The 17,634-nt window shown below is 58.4% G+C and carries 18 protein-coding genes and 1 pseudogene; 12 read left to right on the top strand and 7 right to left on the bottom strand.

The genetic code is table 11. From position 1 onward, the window contains the following. Window positions 1-41 precede the first annotated feature (41 nt). The 6 genes from ACFOMF_RS12020 (at window position 42) to ACFOMF_RS11995 (ending at window position 3,683) form a co-directional block, all read left to right on the top strand. Window positions 42-425, top strand: a complete 384-nt coding sequence (locus tag ACFOMF_RS12020; RefSeq protein WP_386365102.1) for a type II toxin-antitoxin system RelE/ParE family toxin — start codon at window positions 42-44, stop codon at window positions 423-425. Beyond that, window positions 409-711: a helix-turn-helix domain-containing protein gene (locus ACFOMF_RS12015; protein ID WP_386365100.1), complete on the top strand. Its 303-nt coding sequence runs from the start codon at window positions 409-411 to the stop codon at window positions 709-711. Before ACFOMF_RS12020 ends, ACFOMF_RS12015 begins: the two co-directional genes overlap by 17 nt. Window positions 712-790: 79 nt before the next feature. Continuing rightward, complete coding sequence (locus ACFOMF_RS12010) at window positions 791-1,258, top strand: TIR domain-containing protein (protein WP_386365098.1); 468 nt, start codon at window positions 791-793, stop codon at window positions 1,256-1,258. Further along, on the top strand, window positions 1,258-1,884 hold the full coding sequence (locus ACFOMF_RS12005; RefSeq protein ID WP_386365096.1) for an Nmad2 family putative nucleotide modification protein: 627 nt from the start codon (window positions 1,258-1,260) through the stop codon (window positions 1,882-1,884). The genes ACFOMF_RS12010 and ACFOMF_RS12005 overlap by 1 nt, the downstream gene beginning before the upstream one ends. A 3-nt stretch (window positions 1,885-1,887) precedes the next feature. Then, a complete protein-coding gene (locus ACFOMF_RS12000; protein ID WP_386365094.1) occupies window positions 1,888-3,024 on the top strand; it encodes a nucleoside triphosphate pyrophosphohydrolase family protein in 1,137 nt (378 codons plus the stop codon). Between the two features lie 236 nt (window positions 3,025-3,260). Continuing rightward, the gene (locus tag ACFOMF_RS11995) at window positions 3,261-3,683 is read left to right on the top strand and encodes a uracil-DNA glycosylase (RefSeq protein ID WP_386365092.1); all 423 of its coding nucleotides are present in this window, start codon (window positions 3,261-3,263) and stop codon (window positions 3,681-3,683) included. A gap of 12 nt (window positions 3,684-3,695) precedes the next feature. Here the strand turns inward: ACFOMF_RS11995 and ACFOMF_RS11990 are convergent, their stop codons facing one another. Genes ACFOMF_RS11990 through ACFOMF_RS11980 form a run of 3 tightly spaced genes read right to left on the bottom strand, consistent with a single transcriptional unit; the run spans window position 3,696 to window position 5,960 of the window. Beyond that, a complete protein-coding gene (locus tag ACFOMF_RS11990; protein WP_386365090.1) occupies window positions 3,696-4,181 on the bottom strand; it encodes a TIR domain-containing protein in 486 nt (161 codons plus the stop codon). Window positions 4,182-4,226: 45 nt separating this feature from the next. After that, window positions 4,227-4,814, bottom strand: a complete 588-nt coding sequence (locus ACFOMF_RS11985; RefSeq protein ID WP_386365088.1) for an SLOG domain-containing protein — start codon at window positions 4,812-4,814, stop codon at window positions 4,227-4,229. 3 nt (window positions 4,815-4,817) lie between these two features. After that, window positions 4,818-5,960, bottom strand: coding sequence for a toll/interleukin-1 receptor domain-containing protein (locus ACFOMF_RS11980; protein ID WP_386365085.1), 1,143 nt, complete (start codon window positions 5,958-5,960; stop codon window positions 4,818-4,820). Window positions 5,961-6,662: 702 nt separating this feature from the next. Here ACFOMF_RS11980 and ACFOMF_RS11975 point away from each other — a divergent pair. From ACFOMF_RS11975 to ACFOMF_RS11960, 4 genes are all read left to right on the top strand, one after another. Beyond that, window positions 6,663-7,490, top strand: coding sequence for a DUF932 domain-containing protein (locus ACFOMF_RS11975; protein ID WP_386365083.1), 828 nt, complete (start codon window positions 6,663-6,665; stop codon window positions 7,488-7,490). A 78-nt stretch (window positions 7,491-7,568) separates the two neighbouring features. After that, entirely contained in the window at window positions 7,569-9,611 is a 2,043-nt protein-coding gene (locus ACFOMF_RS11970; protein ID WP_386365081.1) for a ParB/RepB/Spo0J family partition protein, read from the top strand. Window positions 9,612-10,007: 396 nt separating this feature from the next. After that, window positions 10,008-10,667, top strand: coding sequence for a hypothetical protein (locus tag ACFOMF_RS11965; protein WP_386365079.1), 660 nt, complete (start codon window positions 10,008-10,010; stop codon window positions 10,665-10,667). Window positions 10,668-11,397: 730 nt separating this feature from the next. Beyond that, on the top strand, window positions 11,398-11,712 hold the full coding sequence (locus ACFOMF_RS11960) for a DUF736 domain-containing protein (protein WP_023087363.1): 315 nt from the start codon (window positions 11,398-11,400) through the stop codon (window positions 11,710-11,712). Between the two features lie 66 nt (window positions 11,713-11,778). Here ACFOMF_RS11960 and ACFOMF_RS11955 read toward each other — a convergent pair whose 3' ends face one another. Genes ACFOMF_RS11955 through ACFOMF_RS11940 form a run of 4 tightly spaced genes read right to left on the bottom strand, consistent with a single transcriptional unit; the run spans window position 11,779 to window position 15,691 of the window. Then, window positions 11,779-13,524, bottom strand: a complete 1,746-nt coding sequence (locus tag ACFOMF_RS11955) for a hypothetical protein (RefSeq protein WP_386365077.1) — start codon at window positions 13,522-13,524, stop codon at window positions 11,779-11,781. Window positions 13,525-13,581: 57 nt separating this feature from the next. Continuing rightward, window positions 13,582-14,475: a nucleotidyltransferase domain-containing protein gene (locus ACFOMF_RS11950; RefSeq protein ID WP_386365075.1), complete on the bottom strand. Its 894-nt coding sequence runs from the start codon at window positions 14,473-14,475 to the stop codon at window positions 13,582-13,584. 12 nt (window positions 14,476-14,487) lie between these two features. Then, on the bottom strand, window positions 14,488-15,453 hold the full coding sequence (locus tag ACFOMF_RS11945; protein WP_096075288.1) for a patatin-like phospholipase family protein: 966 nt from the start codon (window positions 15,451-15,453) through the stop codon (window positions 14,488-14,490). Further along, on the bottom strand, window positions 15,443-15,691 hold the full coding sequence (locus tag ACFOMF_RS11940) for a helix-turn-helix domain-containing protein (protein WP_221235731.1): 249 nt from the start codon (window positions 15,689-15,691) through the stop codon (window positions 15,443-15,445). Before ACFOMF_RS11940 ends, ACFOMF_RS11945 begins: the two co-directional genes overlap by 11 nt. Window positions 15,692-16,032: 341 nt before the next feature. Here ACFOMF_RS11940 and ACFOMF_RS11935 point away from each other — a divergent pair. Continuing rightward, window positions 16,033-16,381: pseudogene (locus tag ACFOMF_RS11935) on the top strand (DUF2958 domain-containing protein). Window positions 16,382-16,769: 388 nt separating this feature from the next. Next, window positions 16,770-17,567 carry a DUF2285 domain-containing protein gene (locus ACFOMF_RS11930; protein WP_386365071.1) on the top strand — a complete coding sequence of 266 codons (798 nt, stop codon included), beginning with the start codon at window positions 16,770-16,772 and terminating at the stop codon, window positions 17,565-17,567. Window positions 17,568-17,634: the final 67 nt, after the last annotated feature.

Here is a 17,634-nt window from a genome sequence, read left to right as displayed (position 1 = left end):
TGGAAAACTATACCCGTATCGGGTATAGTTTGGAGGTCAAGATGACGCGCATCCTCAAACGAAAGGACTTTGCGCGGTGGCAAGCGGGCGAGAAGTTACCCGATGACGCTTTGTGCAAGGCGGTCAAGGAGATGGAAAGCGGTCTAATCGACGCGGACTTGGGTGGCTTCCTCTACAAGAAGCGGGTGGCCCGCCCCGGTGGTGGCAAAAGCGGCGGCTACCGCACACTGGTATCGGCCAGGATCGGCAGCCGCTACGTGTTCCTGCATGGGTTCCCGAAGAACGACAAGGCGAATATCACGCAGGACGAGAAGAAGGCGCTGCAATTCGCCGGCAAGGCGTTCTTGCAACTGTCCGGGGAAACGTTATCGAAGGCGTTGCAGTCGGGCGTGTTACTGGAGGTGCATTGTGAGCAAGATCATTGAATCCCTGCGTGACGACCTGACCACGCTTCATGAAGTGGGTGCGATTAGCAAGGTGACGATGCGCGAGTTCGACGCGATCTGCCCGCTGCCAGTGCGGGAGTTTGGCGCCGAGGACATTAGGCGCCTACGGGAGAAGCTGAAATTCAGCCAGCCGGTGTTCGCGCATCACCTGCACACCTCGGCCTCGACCGTGCGCAAGTGGGAGCAAGGTGAAACCCGACCCGCTGGCCCGGCGCTGAAGCTGCTCAACATCATCGCCGACAAGGGGCTCCGGGCGATCCTTTGATTGATCTGCGTTTTCTGCCATAACCACGCAATTTCAGTTACGATCTTTTACGCTATCAAAACGTCGATGGAGGTGACAGATGGCAGAGAAAAGGAACGTGTTTATCAGCCATGTACATAAGGACGATCATGGGCTCCAAAAGCTCAAAGATCTGCTGGCTCCGAAAGGGATGGATGTAAGGGACTCCTCCATCCATACAGGGAAGTTCAACAACGCCACGGATGAGCACTACATCAAGACGCAGATTCTGGCCCCAGCGATAAACTGGGCGGGCATATTTATTTGCTACGTCTCACCCCAGACGAAAGATAGCGACTGGGTGACCTGGGAAATCGAATATGCAGCCAAGCAAGGCAAACGTATTGTTGGCATCTGGGAGCATGGTGAGAAGGAATGCGACATTCCTGAGGCACTGAAAGAATACGCCGATGCCTTGGTCGGCTGGAATGGTGACTCAATCATTGATGCGATCAACGGAAAAGATACATGGGAAAAACCCGACGGTGGCGCCTGTGATCCGGTTCCTCTGAAAAGGCATCCCTGCTGATGGCACGTATCCACTCTTACGTGGTGCGGTACGACAGTGGTTTCGCACCCAATCCCTTTTACGAATACTGCACGCTTGCAACCTGCAAGCCAAATATCCGCAAGGGCGCTGACATCGGTGATTGGGTGGTAGGCAGTGGCAGCAATGATCGAAGTGTTCGGCGAGGCGGGTATCTGGTTTATGCAATGCAAGTCACCGAAACGATGACATTTGATGAATATGGGGCAGATCCACGGTTTGAATCTAAAAAGCCCTATCGCAGCGGTAGTCGGAAACAAAGTTGCGGGGACAATATCTACTTCAGAGCCGCACCAGCGGCCGCCTGGCAGCAACGAGATTCCTTTCACTCTCGCCCCGATGGTTCACTTAATCCCGATCACGTCACTCGCGACACGGGTGTAAACAGGGTTCTCATCAGCAATGACTTCGTGTACTTCGGAGGAGAGGGGCCGGAGTTCCCGGAAGAGCTAAAAGACCAGCAAGGCCGGTCTCTATGCAAAACAGGAATAGGCCTAACTACTTTTGACGATCCAAAACTGATTGCGAACCTAGAGCAATGGGTTCGTAGCTTTGGGCTGAATGGATATCAGGGCGCTCCATTCGAATGGCTGACGCTTCGGAGGTAACCGATGCACAAGGAAGGTTCTCTGCTGCTTTCGGACTACGCTTCGGAAATTGCAGCTACGGATGTACTCAGTCCAACCGATTTCAATCCTGTCCTTCAAGGGCTTTATGGGGAAGTCGGTGGAATAATGTCTACTGCCAAAAAACATGTCCGGGAAAAATCTGCGTACCCTGGTTTCAGAAGGGCGGCGGAAGAAGAATTCGGCGATACGCTTTGGTATTTGGCTGCGATCTGCCGGCGCATGCAAGCTCCACTTGAAGATATCTTTGCCGAGGCGGCGAATCACGGGAACTTCAAGAACATAGGGGCAGCAAGCGACATAGCCGAAGGTGCATTGGCTTACATCGCCATGCCTGTGGCGGCCCCTGCGTCGTTGGACATTACCTTGGTACGCTTGGGGCAAGCTGCCGCAGCTCTGCTCGGAAGTGGGCCTGCGCGCAATGACGTGGTCACCTTCGCGCGAGCCTATCTCGATGCAATCCATGCCGCAGAGTTGGCGTTCTCGGACGTAGCGCGGGGTAACCTCCGGAAAGCTAGGGGTGCATTCTTGGAGCCACAGGCGGTTGACCTGATTGGCCTTGATTTCGATAGCGAGTTTGGAATCGAGGAGCAACTTCCTAGAGAATTCAAGATCCGAGTCAATCAACGCGGTAGCGGCAAAAGCTATCTCCAATGGAATGGCGTATTCATAGGTGATCCCCTGACCGACAACATCGCTGACCGAGATGGCTACCGATTTCATGATGTTTTCCATTTTGCATATGCAGCCATCTTGCATTGGTCACCTGTAATACGGGCATTGATCAAGCACAAGCGAAAGAGCCAGTCCAAATATGATGAAGAGCAAGACAGTGGTCGGGCAATCGTCGTTGAAGAAGGGCTTACGGCTTGGATTTTTTCCAGAGCCAAGGAATTGAACTTCTTCGAGAACCAAGAGAAGGTTTCCCTTGGGATTCTAAAAACCATTGATCAGTTCGTGAGTGGCTACGAGGTGGAGAAGTGTCCGCTGAAGCTCTGGGAAAAAGCCATCTTGGACGGATACACTGTTTTCCGTCAAGTAAAGGAAAATCAAGGTGGCTGGATCATTGGCAATCGAGAACAACGCACCATCAAATATTTGCCACTTGAGTCTACAAAATGAAACTACACCCTTTTGTCGAGGCAGTTTCTTCGCTGCAATTCGACGACTGCTTCAATCCCTATTCAGATCGATGTGAAGTTCATGATCGTCGAGACGCGCCGCACCGGCGCGCTGCCGCGCTTTCCGCTTTGCTGCGTTGTGCCACAGAGGAGCCTGTAGACGCGATATGGATCGGGCGAGATCTAGGATATCGTGGAGGGCGTCGAACCGGACTAGCCCTGACTGACGATGTTCACATGAACCAGCACGCCAGGCGTTGGAATGTTGATCTGGCCGCAGAGCGGCCGACCGTAGGGAATGCTGTAGCCGAGCGAACCGCGGCGGTCATATGGGGCATGCTGGAGCACATTGATGCTCGCATCTTTCTCTGGAATGTTTTCCCACTTCATCCTCATGAATCAGGGGATCCGTTCACCAACCGGCAGCACAATGCCCGTGAAAGGCGAGCTGGTGAAGAACTGTTGCAACAGCTCATTGCGCTGCTCCATCCCTCGCGCATCGTCGCCATCGGAAACGATGCTGCCGCAGCCGCTCATCGCGTCACAGATTGCGTACCCGTAATCTGCGTGAGGCATCCGAGCTACGGGGGGCAGACGCAGTTTCAAGGGCAAATCTCTGAACTCTATGGACACCCCATGAAGACTGGAGCGCTGTTCTGACGGAATGGCGGCTTAGCGAGCGGCTACCGCCCCTTCTATCCAACTCGCCAGGTTTTCACTGATGTAGTTATAGACTGCGCTACTGGTGACGCCCTGTGGATCGTAGGTGCGCACGACGCTGGATAGCTTTCTACCATCATTTAGAGTGAACAACTCGAAAGGATTGGCCCCAGCGACTGACGATTGCTGATTGTGATCCAGTAGCCTGTGGATTCTTATCCCCAAAAGCCCCTTTCCGCTGTTCCAAGACTGTTCAATCTCATACCGAATCCAGGGGCGATTTGCCGTTTCAGCACCGACTAGAACGATTGTGCAGCTTCGGCCCTGAAGTTGGCCGTCGATCCAGCGCTTGATCGCTGCATCACCGCCTCGCTTTACTTCTTCCCACTTGTTGTCGCTTGCAGGCTGGTTTCCCTCCACCATGCCAATGTTGCGAATCTTGGAGGCGCGCCAGCTATCGCGCTGATAGTGGAAACTGTAGAAAACTTTCCGCGGCATTGTAGTTCCGTGATTTAGCTTTATGGCAGAGCTATGGGCAGCGAACTAGTTAGAAATGCCATTCGTAGCTGCAGTCAAGTGAGCATGGAAGAGTCGCGCGAAATCTACGTCGACAAGGTCGGCGTCGGAGAAATAGCCGTGCTCCTTGGCGAGATTCAGTGCAGCTCCTCCTGGTGAGGGCACTGGCAGCACTTTGGAGGTGGGATGGAATCGCCTAAAAATATCATGCTCGATTTCTACCCCCTCCATCCCGCCGATGAATACAGCAGCGACCAAGTCCTCACGTGAAAGCATTGTTTCTCGCATGAACAGCAAGCTTGCATCCCTGTCATCAGGCACCGCATCGGTGAAGACGACGTTCTGAAAACGCTTGTTTTCTTCGGGGTAACGATCCTCAAAAAACTTGCTCTGGTACAGCACCACGGATTGCGAGTAATCCATCCCCAAGTCTTCGCAAATGCTCCAAATCATAGGTGTGATCGCCGGATGGCCGCCCCACACGATCTTGTGCTGCCGAACGACAGCCACAACCAACTCTCGCACCGCACATTGGATGAGAAATGGATTGGCGGTCTCGTGATACGTGCCCCGGTCAACAAGTGGGACGCTGGCAGAGAGAAAAATTGCGCTCATGCTTCAGGCCTCCCAATCTGCAAATTGCCAACCAGCCTCGCTGGCCTTGACCCATCGAGCCGAGTGGATATGCTGCCCCAGCCAGTCCAAATGCCCCAGCCAGCGAGGATGCAAACCGACGTGATCGTATACAACGGCAACCGATTGATCCGGCGAATTGCTGGATGCGTCATGCAGTGTTGTCGATGTGGGAACACCGACCGTCGGGTAGACGACCACGTTCCGGCCATCGGGTAGCTGGATATGAACAGCCTTGTTGGCTCCCACTCCGATGACCTGGCCACCGATCGTTTGAACCGCATTGCGTATATTGCTCACGAGATTGACGGAGCGAACCGCATGGCTTTGACTACGAACTTCCTCAAGTTGCAGGCAGATGCGTTCCACAGCGTCTTCAGCGATGTGCCCAGTAGCCTGATCAACTTCTTCTGGTAACAGTTCTGCTCGACTGGCTGTTGCCGTGCGGGCAGAAGGCGTGGCGTCTGGCCAGCCTACCCGCAAGACGCTTATACCTTTTGCCAGAGCCCTTCCGAACTCTGCGCTAGTCCAGCGGCTTTCAAAGTAACCTGGCGTATCGAGCATCAAGAGAACATCGGAATCGCAAAGGCGATGCCACAGCATTGTCTGAAAGTCCTCCGCAGGAGGAATACCGTGTGTATCGAGGAACACATCGAAGAGTCGCGCAGATAGAGCGTCGAACAGTTGCAAGGCCGCTTCTCGGGCTTCTCCTCGGCGATAGCTGACAAATACCCGGCGCTGCCGGGGCAGCAACCCGGCGCATTCCAATAGCGCGGTCGCGACACGTTGCGCCCCGCCGGAGGTGTATGCCAGGCAATTGAGTGGCTGCAAAGTTTGTGGGATCTCTGCGCTGACCCGATTGACTTCAGAGGCAACTGGCAACAGCGGAATGCCGCGCTCCAACAGCTTTGCCACATTGGCAAGGGGCGGATGTTCGCCCCCGAAGAAGACCGCAGCGGACGACCGTTGCTGATCTGGGTCGAATACTTCGGGACAAACCTCCCATCCGACCTCATGACCCAATCGCAAGTTGAACATGCCCACAGCGCTTCCAACGATCGCTTCAAGCTCAGACACTTGAGCACCGGTTGGAGAACCAAGGATCGCAAGTTGATAAAGGGCAGGCATGCTCTTCCTTGTAATTTCAACTATGGCAATGAAATTTGTGTGCCTTGCTATAGGCGCAAAGAACAATTCCCAACATTTACCTTTCCATCTTAATGATTGCAGCCGCTCATGTCTGCCAACGGACGCCGATCCTCCATTCTAGGATTTTCCGGTCGGCTCATTCTGCTGTTCTCGCGGATGAGGGCATAGCAATTCTCCGGAAAGAGTAGCCGATTTCGAGCGTCCCCCGGCCAAGAAGGCATCGCCGGGTCGCGCTGTCGTGCTTCGCATCGAGCCTCGCTGCGCGAGTCTCGCCCCTTCGGGCTTCCATCGCTGACGCCTTCGGCCCGGCTTCCAGCTTCGGGCCTGCGCGCTTCGCTTGCGTGCGGTCGGCACGCAGGGATGGCCGTTGCCTTGTCCAGCCGTCTCCCCTGACTTCATCACCTTACCCGCGACCGTAGCCCGCTCCCGTGTGCCGTCAAGGCGCGCTGGGCCGTGTCCTCGGCTGCGCCTGCGGGCCGCACCAACCCTGCGCTTGGCTCCTTGACGGCCCCCGTCCGCGCGCTCCTTTGGCCGCGGGCGATGAACTCAGGAAAGACGGTGGCAACAGGGCCAACCGGGTTCCTCGTGCCGACCGCACCGAACAGCCGAAAGGCTGGGCTCCGAATCTAGGAATCCGGTGTGCGGTTTGAACAGCAAACCCTTTTCGTCAGGAGAAATGCAATGCAACTCGCATCCCGATTCGCTTCCCGTTCCCCGTCGCTGCGCAGCGATTACCCGCTGTCCGATGACCAAATCCGCCGTGTGGCCCCGTCCATCTTCGCGGACGCCCCGCACGAAAGCCGTTCCGAACGGTATGCCTATATCCCGACCGCTGCCGTGCTGGCGGAACTGCGCAAGGAAGGGTTTGAACCCTTTATGGCAGCACAGACCCGCGTGCGCCACGACGACCGCCGCGACTACACCAAGCACATGCTGCGCCTGCGCCACGCCAGCCAGATCAACGGCGCGGAAGCCTATGAAATCGTGCTGCTGAACTCGCATGACGGCACGAGCAGCTATCAGATGCTGGCCGGGATGTTCCGGTTTGTGTGCAGCAATGGCCTTGTCTGCGGCGACACGGTGGCCGATGTGCGCGTGCCCCACAAAGGCGACGTGGCCGGACACGTCATCGAAGGCGCTTACGAAGTGTTGAGCGGCTTCGCCCGGGTGAAGGAATCCCGCGATGCCATGCGCGCCCTCACCTTGAACGATGGCGAATCCGAAGTGTTCGCCCGTGCCGCGCTGGCCCTCAAGTACGACGACCCCGACAAGCCCGCGCCCATCACGGAATCGCAAATCCTGATGCCGCGCCGCCACGACGACCGCCGCCCGGACTTGTGGAGCGTGTTCAACCGCACGCAAGAAAACCTGATCCAAGGCGGCCTGCGCGGGCGCAGCGCCAACGGACGCCGCCAGCAGACCCGTCCGGTGCAGGGCATCGACCAAAACATCCGACTGAATCGCGCGCTTTGGCTGCTGGCCGATGGCCTGCGCCAGTTGAAAGCCTGAATCCCCACGCGGCAGGGGCAGGCAGCAGCCCTTGCCGCTTCCTTCGCTGCTGCATCCCAACCGCTAGGAGTTATCACCATGAACGCCGTTACCCAAATCGAAACCCGTGTCATCGAAACCGCCGCGCCGCTGGAAGTGGCCGACCCGACCAAGAACCTGATTTTGGTTCCGCTCTCGCAGTTGCTGCCGCGCCGCTCCAAGCGTAACGCGCGCACGACCCCGCGCCTGTCCATTCCCGAACTGGCCGCGAGCATCGCCCGCATCGGTCTGCTGCAAAACCTCATCGTCATTCTGTCCGCCGGTGGCGAGCAATACGAAGTGGTGGCGGGCGACCGCCGACTGACCGCCTTGAAACTGCTGGCGAAGAAAAATCGCATCGCCACCGACTATGAAGTGCCGTGCCTGCTGGTGCCCGATGCTTCAGCCCGTACCGTCAGCCTCGCAGAAAACCTGCTGCGCGAGCAGATGCACCCCGCCGACCAGTTTGAGGCGTTCGCCGCACTGGTCAAGGAAGGCCGCCCCATCGAAGACATTGCCGCCGACTTCGGCGTGTCCCCGCTGGTGGTGCAGCGCCGCTTGAAGCTTGCCCACATCGCGCCGCGCCTGATGGCCGACTACCGGGCCGGAGCCGTCACGCTGGAACAGTTGATGGCCCTGACCATCTCCGACGACCATGCCGCGCAGGAAGCTGCGTTCTACGGTGCGCCCGAATGGCAGCGTGGCGCGTCCGCGCTGCGCGAACGCCTGACCGAACGCGAAATCGATGCCACGCATCCGCTGGTGCGCTTCGCCGGGCTGGACACCTACACGGCGGCGGGCGGTGGCATCCGCCGCGACCTGTTCGCGGAAGGCGATGCCGGAACCTACCTGACCGATGCCGCGCTGCTGGAAACGCTGGTGCGCGGCAAGCTGGATGCGCTGGCCGGGGACGTGCGCGCCGAGGGTTGGGCGTGGGTGGAAGCCGTGCCGCACATGAGCTACGCCGAACGGCAGGCGTTCCAGAACGCACCGCGCCAGCGCCGCGAACCGAACGCCCGCGAAGCCCGCCGCATCGCCTCGCTGCAAACCCGCCTCGACAAGATCGACGCCGAACTGGAAGACGCCTACGACGCCGAGGACGAGGACAAGACCGAAGCGCTGGAACCGCGCCGCGAACAGGTTGCCGGGGAACTGCAAGCCGTGGAGGAAGCCTTGCAGGGCTACGCCCAGGACGTGCGCGCCGTGGCCGGTGCCATCGTCACCCTCGACCGCAGCGGCGAATCCGTGATTCATCGCGGGCTGCTGCGCGAAGCCGAAGCCAAGGCGCTGCGCACGCTGGAACGCTTGCGGCGGGGGTTCGGCAGTGCGGAAGGTGAAGCCGGGAACGACGACGAAGGCGAGGACACCGAGCAGCCCAAGGCCGCGAGCCTGTCCGACCGGTTGGCGCAGCGCTTGAGCGCGCACCGCACCGCCGCGCTGCAAATCGAAGTGGCCCGGCATCCGCACGTCGCGCTGGCCGCGCTGGTGCATGGCATGGTGCAGACCGTCTTGCAGGACAGCCACTACGGCCACGACCTGCCGCTAGGCGTGAGCCTGAAAGTGCAAGACCGGCTGGAAGGCATGGCCCCCGACTGGCCCGAATCGCCTGCCGCCGTAGCCCTGCGCGAGTTGCAGCAGGTCGCGGGTGAAGCGCTGCCGCAGGACGGCGCCGAACTGTTCGCCGCGCTGCTGGCGATGGAGCAAGGCGAACTAGTGCGTCTGCTGGCGGTATGCGTGGCGGCGACCGTGGACGTGGTGACGCCTCGCGCCACGGCGCACCAGGCGGGCGCGGAACTGGCGCAGGCCGTGGGGCTGGATATGGCCGCATGGTGGCAGCCGACCGCCGAGGGCTATTTCCGCCACATCGCCAAGCCGGTGATTCTGGAAGCTGTGGGCGAGTTCGCGCCGTCGCACGCTACCCGGCTGGCGAAGTTGAAGAAGGCCGACATTGCCAGCGAGGCGGAACGGCTGGCCGATGGCACGGGCTGGATGCCCGCCGTGTTCAAGAGCGGACACGACACGGAGCCGCAGGAAGACGCGCAGGACGTGGATGCGTCGGAAGATGCCGCCGACGAAGTGGAGGCCCACGCACTCGCCGCGTGAGGGTGCAGCATGGCCCCGGCGTAATGCGCCGGGGCTTCTGCCCAAAAATCTGGCGCGGCAGGTTTGCCACGCCAGATGACACGTCCAGAACAACTCGTCGCACCCCGCCGCCTTCGACTAGGCGGCGGTGCGGGCTTGGCCTCCCGGCTGCCGAGCGCTATGATGAAAAACACAGCCGCGTCACGCTGAACCTACTGCCGGGTTAAACGACGTTCTTTCAGCTTTACCTAGTTTATTGACCGTGCCCATTCCTTCGGTCGATGCGTAATCGGCAGACATCGGCCATGCACACAGGAATTTGGCATGTCTGTATCTACTTACTTTGTTTCCGAAGCCGCTGTCCGCAACCTCAAACAGCGGGCCGAGCGTCGCGTGAGTGGCGTCCGTTCCGCGCACATGAGCGAGGTCGTGGCCGCTGCGCTTGGGTTCAGGACTCATGCGGCGCTGCGCGCAGCACTCGACGGTCGCGCAACCGCCGAGGCCAGCAAACCGAGCAACGCGCGTGCGGTACAGCGGCTGCGACAACTGGGCTACAACCCGCCCGAGGATCTGCACCTGTTGCCGGAGTTGGATCGCTCCTACTCGCCGTTCAAGACCTATCCGTTGCGCAAGCAGCGTGGGGGGCGCTGGAATGGTTGGCGCAACCTGATGGTTGCGGCGATCAACGCCGGCTTGGAACAGCGCATGTTCGGACTGTCGCCAGGCGAGGACTGGTGGCCGGGCGCCGATCCGAAGAACAACGGCGGCGAGCGCGGCCAGTATCGCTTCACCTTCGACGGAGACTTGTCTGCGGTGGCCGTGGTATCGGCGATCAGCGGCGACGAGTTGTCGATCCACGTGTTGCTCGACCCCCGCAACGAGGAGGTCGAGGCCGACTTTAATGACGGTCTCAATGATGGTACGGCGTGCGCGCACGGCTGGCTGGAACGCCGGCTCGGTGCGTGGATACAGGATGGCGGCGAGGAGTTCTCGTGCAAGCGCGCCATGCAGGCGCGGGTGGCTGCGGTGAAGATCAAACCGCACGGCTATGCCGACCAGGGCAGCTTCATCATGTAGCTGGATGGTTCTGGCCGGCCGGTTTGGGTGGCAGGTATAGGGCGTGGCGGTGCTTACGCGCCGCAGGGCTCTCGGGCTGCGCCCCATGCCGGCGATGCCGTCACGGCCATTCGGCTTCAATTCCTCACGTCTACGCGCCTACGTCGCTGCGCGCTCCGCTTGCGGTGAAGATGGAGCCCGCCGCAATGGACGTGGCGCGGGCTGCTATGCCCTGGCTTGCTGCGGCAGGTTGTGCCAAAGCGTGCCGTCCTCGACGCTGGCGGTTCGCGCCTGTACGTCACGAAGGACGGCTCACCGACACGCCACCCGGCTTCGCTATGGAGCATCCACGCCACGCCTCAACCACGTCGTCGCAATCTGCGGCAAGGAGCGTTCTCGCTCGTCGTTGGGGTATTGGCCTTGCCAGTGTCAGGGCGCAAGCCGGTGAAGCCGTCATGCGGGGATGCCGAGTCGGCCACGTCTCCATTCGGGAGCGGGCGGCCTGTGCGTCCTTGGCTTGTCGTGAATCCTGGCGAGGGAACGGCTGTGCCTTGGGCTTCATGGCCGCAACCTTCCAGCGAAAACAATTTCCCCTGCGCTGCGCGCATTCCTCGCGGGACAAATTCTTTTCGCTTCCAGGCTCTTCACGGTGTTGCGACCGCTGCGCGGTGCGGCCAGCCCATCCCCCGCCGGCCGGATCACAACAAGGACGCACTGGCGCGACCTTGTTCAACCCGAAAGGAGAAACATCATGGCTAACATCGGCACCTTCACCGCAGAGAAAGACGGCTTCACCGGCCAGCTCCGCACCCTGACCCTGAACGTCAAGGTCAAGCTGATTCCCAACGACAAGGGCGACACCGAGAACGCCCCCGACTTCCGCCTTCAGGCGGCCGGCCACGACATCGGCGCGGCGTGGAAGAAGACAAGCGAAGCCGGGCGGCCCTACGTGTCCGTATCCCTCGACGATCCTTCGTTCCCGGCGACGGTCTATGCCCGCCTGATCGAGAACGAGGACGGCACGCACGACCTGATCTGGTCGCGCAACAAGCCCAAGGCGGCCTGACGGCCGCCCACCGCGCCCCGCCCATCGCGGCGGGGTGCTTACGTTGACATCATGCGCAGTATTCGATCAATCGGTGAGATAGCTTTCGTCCATCTCGGGATCAACCTCAAATCTCTCCGTTCCGAGATAGATAAGACCCACTTCTTTTGGAAGGGCATCTAGTCTGTCGATCACTGCATTGATCCGAGCACATTGCTCGGCATTGATATAGAAGCGATGGTCGTCTAACCAATTCCGAGAGTCATGATAGTTGTCGAGCGTTGCTGCCTCAAGCGCTGCGACACGTTGTTCGATTCTTGAACGACTGGCCAATCGTTTAATTGGCGGAATGATATCGATCGTTCGATCGTCCGACACGACGATCGCAAGCCTTCGAGTGCTGCCCGTCTGTACGTAGCGCACGCCCGAGTTATACCGAGACCCCCTTGATGGCGTGCATTGATCGGTCGCTTCACCGTCAAGAATGATCCCGATAGCGTGACAAAATCCAGCGGGATCGAGCAATATTGTTCCGTCGATACCACTGACACATCGAAGTAGCGATTCGGTGAGCCTGATTGGCACGATGTTGGTACCCTGTTTACGGAGCCGGTGCGCCTCATTGGCCGCGTCTTCCGCAACGACAATCATGCTGCCATGCTCTTGATTTATCTGGGTCAGCAATAGGTTCCACAAGTGCAGGCCGTTCTCTTGCGATGACAGCGGAAATAACCTCGCATAGTTTGCGAGGAAGGCAGTCTTGTCGAAGGGTTCCTGCGGAAGTTTGGGCACCGCATAGTGACTGCGAAGCAGTGCCTGGCTACCGCAGTACAACTCCCAATGATAGTGATCTATAAAGGCAACCGTGAACGCATCTTGTGCACTGGAATCATGCGAATCCTTCAATCGCCCAAGTCCGAATATGTACTGACTATTTGCGATGATTCCGACACCTGTGGTCGCCATCTGCAAGACTTTCCGAACCCATCGTGGCTCACGAAAGGGGACCGGCTCAACGAACTTTGCCAGGAACTCAACCGCGTCGTTGTCAGGATCAACGAGAATGAGCTGCCCAATGCCTTTCACCCCCTCGTACATGAGAGAGGAGACAAGATTCAAGGCATCGAAAAGATCGGTGTGAATGTACCGTTGCTCGATCGATAGCCCAGGCGTGTGCAGAAAGTCCTTGGCAGCAATCCGGGCGATTTCCTCAGCATCTCTCATGCTGCGATGGGTAAATCGCCCGGGGTCTGGGTTATGCAACTCCTCAGTAGCCTCATGAAGAACTGCATACATCGCTGCATGTATCAGGCTGCGAAATCCATTTCCTTGTTGCCCCTTGTCGATAGGCTTTGAGAGCAAGGGAGGGAACTGCGTGAAAGTGGTGTTTGGAATCTGTATGACTGGGGTGACGTAATAGTCGTCTATGCGCCTGACCTCCCCGCAAAACGATGTCACGTTGTGTTCTGTATCAAAAGCTTCGAGTGCCTTGCCAACCGATGTCCGTACTGAGTCGCGGCGCATCCACTCTGGCTTGTCGCGCATGCTTGGCTCATCGCCAAAAAACATGTTCTGCAACCGATGACTCTGGTAATTCGATTCAACCGAATCCAGCAAGCCTTCAAATAAAGATAGTTGCCACTTACCGTCTTCTGGCTCTACGCATACCTGGTTCGCATTTTCGCTACCAGGGCGGCGTGCCCCAACAAGCAGCACTTCTGCATCAGCCGGAGCACCCAATTTCTTCAGCACATTTCGCGCCAGAATCTGGATGTGAACCCTGTAGCTTGCTTGATATCCCCACATGAAAAGGTAAATGATACTACCTGCCACCTCAATTCCTCCTGCCCGCTGACCGTCGTGCCCCAAGACTGATGTTTTCGACCTACTTCACCATTCATTCCACATCTTGATGGCAGCCCCGATAAACGCTTCCGCGTCAGCTTTCTCCCATGAGGTATGCGTACCTTCCCAAAGCAAGTAATACTGCTCATTGGCGCATAGCAGCTTGTCCTTATCTGCTTCTGTCTGAATCCAATTCATGGCATTGACAAAGCAATCGGCATAGCTAATTCCGAACTTTTCGTTTGGCACGTTGTAGAGCAAACCTTCTAGGTAGTACGAAGGAGCTATTCCAGCCTTCAAGGCGCTGTCAGCAACGAGTTTACTTCTAAGGTTCTTCAGTACGCGAACCATGGGCTTCAGCCATTTATTGCTGCCCTGATGTTTCCGGGTGAGGTTTTCTGAATGCTGCTTAGGATAATTGGCGATTTGTTCGCCAGCCCCATTAAAGAAACAGATGCCTTCATCGTAGTGCGAGTCGTAAGTGCCCTTGAATTTCCAATAACGACGAAATTGCATTGACGCGATAACGTCTGCCTTGCGCCTATTTCCATTTGCCTCTACGGCGATGGCCTTATCTCCAGCCTTCACATCTGAACCAAAACGGTCAGTAAGGGCCTTCAGAACATCCTGCCTGTACTGGTCATATGAATAGGTGGCTGGAACGAAGGCGTGATCGTATGCCTCCTTGTCCTCTGGGGAGAGCTGTGTGAGATCGCTGTAGTAGACATCGTCAAGCCGTATGACCACATCAACATCACTTTCCGCATAGATGTTGGTGTCATTTCCATAAGAGCCCTGAAGGAATACCTTGAAGTTCTTCCCGTGATACGCAGCACTTGCACTCTCTAGCGCGTTCTTTATAGTGCTGTAAGTTGAGGCGGACTGCGTGATAGATCCTTGATGGGACCATGTTTCGAGCTGCGATTCAGGTATTCCCATACTGCGCCTCCCTCATGTCAAAAACTCCCGTAGTTGTATCTCACGAGCTGCAAATGACTCGCTACCACGCTGTCGAAGGATATTCAGCTTTTCCAGGTTGTGCTCCAGCAGGTCGGTCGCCATTTCTGGTCGTTCGAATGTGTCGCTGATCCGAATTGTCGGGATATCCTTGAACAGAATGTCGCGCAGCTGATCCATCGATTGTGTATTAATCTCAAGGGTCTTTTGAAGCAATTGGACGGCGAGCCATTTCTTGGCAATTCGCATCAGCAGTCCCGGCTTGGGGTCAGGGTAAATGCCGACGCCGACATTTACGACCCGGATATCCTTATGATCCTTTTTTAGAGCGACAGTCGCGTCTGCAACTGCAAACAGGGTGGGATTGTTTGCACAGTAGCCGCCATCGATCAGTTCAATCTTGTCGCCAGCTGCGGTGACTACTACCTTCCTTTCGAAGAACGGATAGGCCGAGCAAGACGCTTGTACAGCGTCAGCGATGCTGACCCCGAATCCGGGACTGAAGGTTCCCTTGCGGCCATGGGCCTGCGCAATGCTCCCCTTGAAGATCATGGGTCGTTCGGTCATCCAACGGGTGGCAACGATACCGATCCCCGTCATGACATCTTCAAAAGTCTTGTCTCGGAAGACTTCCTTCGCCAAATCTTGAAGCGCCGCTGTTCTCGCCGTAGCCGACCGGCTGGACATAACTCGCGGCACGTGTGCGGTGTAGAGCGCGTGTATTTGATCTATTTCGTATCCCAGCGCGATGAGTGCGGCAATGATTGCCCCGGTACTCGTGCCGAATACAAGATCGAACCTCTTGTATAACGGGCACCCAAGCATGGCCTCAATTTCCTTGAGAACGCCCAGCGTGTAAAAGCCCTTCGCGCCACCGCCATCAAGTGCAAGAACACGGCATATATCGTCTTTAGCATACTCAGTGACGAGCGATGATGGCGAAGCGGAGTCAGTCGTCATTCCTTTTGTTCTCCTTGTTCGCCACGATGGCGTCCAACTCGTGCTGGACCCTGTCTAGAAGCTGGCTGATTTCGCGCTGTTCGGTACCGGCATAAGCAAGTGTCAGCAACGTGAGCGGATGCACTTCCATGACCTCGCACAGCTCGGTCAGCTTTTGTACTGTCGGGCTTTTTAGGTCGCGTTCCAGCGAACTCAAATAGGTGCGACTGGACACGTCGGAGAACGCTTCCTGGCTCAAGCCGCGCGATTTCCTGACAATCCGTATTGCTGCCGCTAATGAGTGCTTTGCCGCCACCTGTGGTTTCCCCCTAAAGCCAAGATGACACCCGATTGCACTCTATAGGGCTACAATCTATAGTGTTCATTTGTGAACTATCGGCTCGTCTTCGTGCTTTTTCGGAAATCCGCATCCGTGTCTTTCCTGACCCACGCAATTCCGCTTCTGCGCATCCGTGCAGGTACGGATTCGACGGCTTGTGCCTTCGTGCTTATGTGCAAAAGCACGCATCCGCTTCACCGCTTCCGTGCTTTGGCAGAAAGGCGCATCTCTGCATCGTCAGATTCGTAGGAGTGCTAGCCATGACCCAGCCGCTTGTCACCGATGAACAGCGGGCACAACTGCTCGCCGTTGGCGCATGCCGCGCCGACGGCCGGAGCATCGACCCGATGCCGGCGGTGCGATTGTTCACTCCTGACGCGCACGCCACCAGGCTGCTGGCCGCGCTCGACCCGGCCGATGGATACGGCATGGGGACTGATCGACCTGGGAATAGGCATGCCCGGCCTGGGCTATGTGAAGCTGTCCGATCTGGCGTCCATCGTCGGGCCGCGCAAGCAGCCGGTGATGCGCGATCGCTACTTCCAGCCCGTGCGGCTGCTGTCGGGGTACCTGCGGCTGGCCGAGGAAAACGGCTCGATCACCGACTGAGCAGTCCCAGCCAACGACGGCTCATTCTGACTATTTCAGTCTCACCCAAGACGTGGGCGGTCTGAATCCACACTCTTGCACCGAAGCGGTGCGCTTCTGATGCAAACAGTCATGATCTTTGGCGCGGGCTGCTGCACGGTGCTCCACGCTGCGCACCATTTTTGTGGCGGCGCAGCCGTCGCATTCAGACGATTTCCGCAATGCCCTGGAGCGAATCAGTCTTGACACCAACAGTTACAGCGTACCCCGTCATCGGCACGGGCAAAGCCCACGTCGTATAGATCGTCGTGCAGGCCCTTGATTTCGATGACGACTTGATGGCGACTCGATAGCTCCCACACGGCGGAGTCCGTGGCGACGTTCCTGCTGAATGACAGGAGGTTGCGTCATGGCTGACCCGAGCGCCGAACACTGGTATCCGACCGCCGCGTATCTCTACACGCTGCATCTCGACGGCCCCGCGCTGGCGTGGGAATACCTGCGCCGCCACCCCGACTACCGCCGCGACTGGCTGCGCCGACGCCGCCGGCCGGAGGCGGCGCACGCCTGGGGGCTTCGCCTGCTGGAAGATCCCGCCCTGGACGCGCGCGACGCGCATCCGGCCTGGTTCCCTGACCACGATGCTGTCGTGCAACTCTATCCCGATGCCGACCCGCCACCCGATGCGGTGGCCTTCGCGTTCTGGCGCATTCCCGGCCAGAAGCATCTGATCCACGATGGCAAGCGCCTGGTGCTGCTGACATGTTGGCCGGGCTGCAGCCTGCGCTTCGCGCTGGCACCCGACCTGAGCGATGGCATGGCCTACTCCTATGCCATCCGCGCCTGCGCCACACGGTGCGTCCACTATCAGGCACTGGCGGCCGAGTTGGACAAGCTGGCCATCGCTGGCGACACCTTACCCGCGGGAACGGCACGGCCACGGCCGACACTCGCCACATTGCTGGAGTTGAACACGCTCCAGGCGCTCGACGGCACCCTGGCGGGCGCATCCTTGCGCGAAGTGGCCGAAGGACTGTTCGGTGCCGATGCAGTCGCAGACGACTGGTACGCCGATAGCGCCTTGCGCGCCCGCGTGCGGCGACTGGTGCGCCGGGGCGATGCGCTGATGCGCGGCGGCTACCGCCGCCTTGCACAGCTTCCGCTCGTTGCACAGGGACGCGCTGCATCCCATGCAAAACGTCCCTGAGCAGGAAGCCTTGCTTTCTTGAAAGTGCCTCTATCCGGCTGCGTGGTGTGGCCGGGCTTGATGGAGG

Origin of the sequence: Stutzerimonas tarimensis (assembly GCF_042648805.1) — a bacterium.
GTDB lineage: Bacteria > Pseudomonadota > Gammaproteobacteria > Pseudomonadales > Pseudomonadaceae > Azomonas > Azomonas tarimensis.
This window is presented reverse-complemented; position numbering and strand designations above follow the sequence as displayed.

Coding starts and splice junctions, on each gene's coding strand:
- ACFOMF_RS12020 (WP_386365102.1), top strand. CDS start 42: ATGACGCGCATCCTCAAACGAAAGGACTTTGCGCGGTGGCAAGCGGGC.
- ACFOMF_RS12010 (WP_386365098.1), top strand. CDS start 791: ATGGCAGAGAAAAGGAACGTGTTTATCAGCCATGTACATAAGGACGAT.
- ACFOMF_RS12005 (WP_386365096.1), top strand. CDS start 1,258: ATGGCACGTATCCACTCTTACGTGGTGCGGTACGACAGTGGTTTCGCA.
- ACFOMF_RS12000 (WP_386365094.1), top strand. CDS start 1,888: ATGCACAAGGAAGGTTCTCTGCTGCTTTCGGACTACGCTTCGGAAATT.
- ACFOMF_RS11995 (WP_386365092.1), top strand. CDS start 3,261: ATGAACCAGCACGCCAGGCGTTGGAATGTTGATCTGGCCGCAGAGCGG.
- ACFOMF_RS11990 (WP_386365090.1), bottom strand. CDS start 4,181: ATGCCGCGGAAAGTTTTCTACAGTTTCCACTATCAGCGCGATAGCTGG.
- ACFOMF_RS11985 (WP_386365088.1), bottom strand. CDS start 4,814: ATGAGCGCAATTTTTCTCTCTGCCAGCGTCCCACTTGTTGACCGGGGC.
- ACFOMF_RS11980 (WP_386365085.1), bottom strand. CDS start 5,960: ATGCCTGCCCTTTATCAACTTGCGATCCTTGGTTCTCCAACCGGTGCT.
- ACFOMF_RS11975 (WP_386365083.1), top strand. CDS start 6,663: ATGCAACTCGCATCCCGATTCGCTTCCCGTTCCCCGTCGCTGCGCAGC.
- ACFOMF_RS11970 (WP_386365081.1), top strand. CDS start 7,569: ATGAACGCCGTTACCCAAATCGAAACCCGTGTCATCGAAACCGCCGCG.
- ACFOMF_RS11965 (WP_386365079.1), top strand. CDS start 10,008: ATGAGCGAGGTCGTGGCCGCTGCGCTTGGGTTCAGGACTCATGCGGCG.
- ACFOMF_RS11960 (WP_023087363.1), top strand. CDS start 11,398: ATGGCTAACATCGGCACCTTCACCGCAGAGAAAGACGGCTTCACCGGC.
- ACFOMF_RS11950 (WP_386365075.1), bottom strand. CDS start 14,475: ATGGGAATACCTGAATCGCAGCTCGAAACATGGTCCCATCAAGGATCT.
- ACFOMF_RS11945 (WP_096075288.1), bottom strand. CDS start 15,453: ATGACGACTGACTCCGCTTCGCCATCATCGCTCGTCACTGAGTATGCT.
- ACFOMF_RS11930 (WP_386365071.1), top strand. CDS start 16,770: ATGGCTGACCCGAGCGCCGAACACTGGTATCCGACCGCCGCGTATCTC.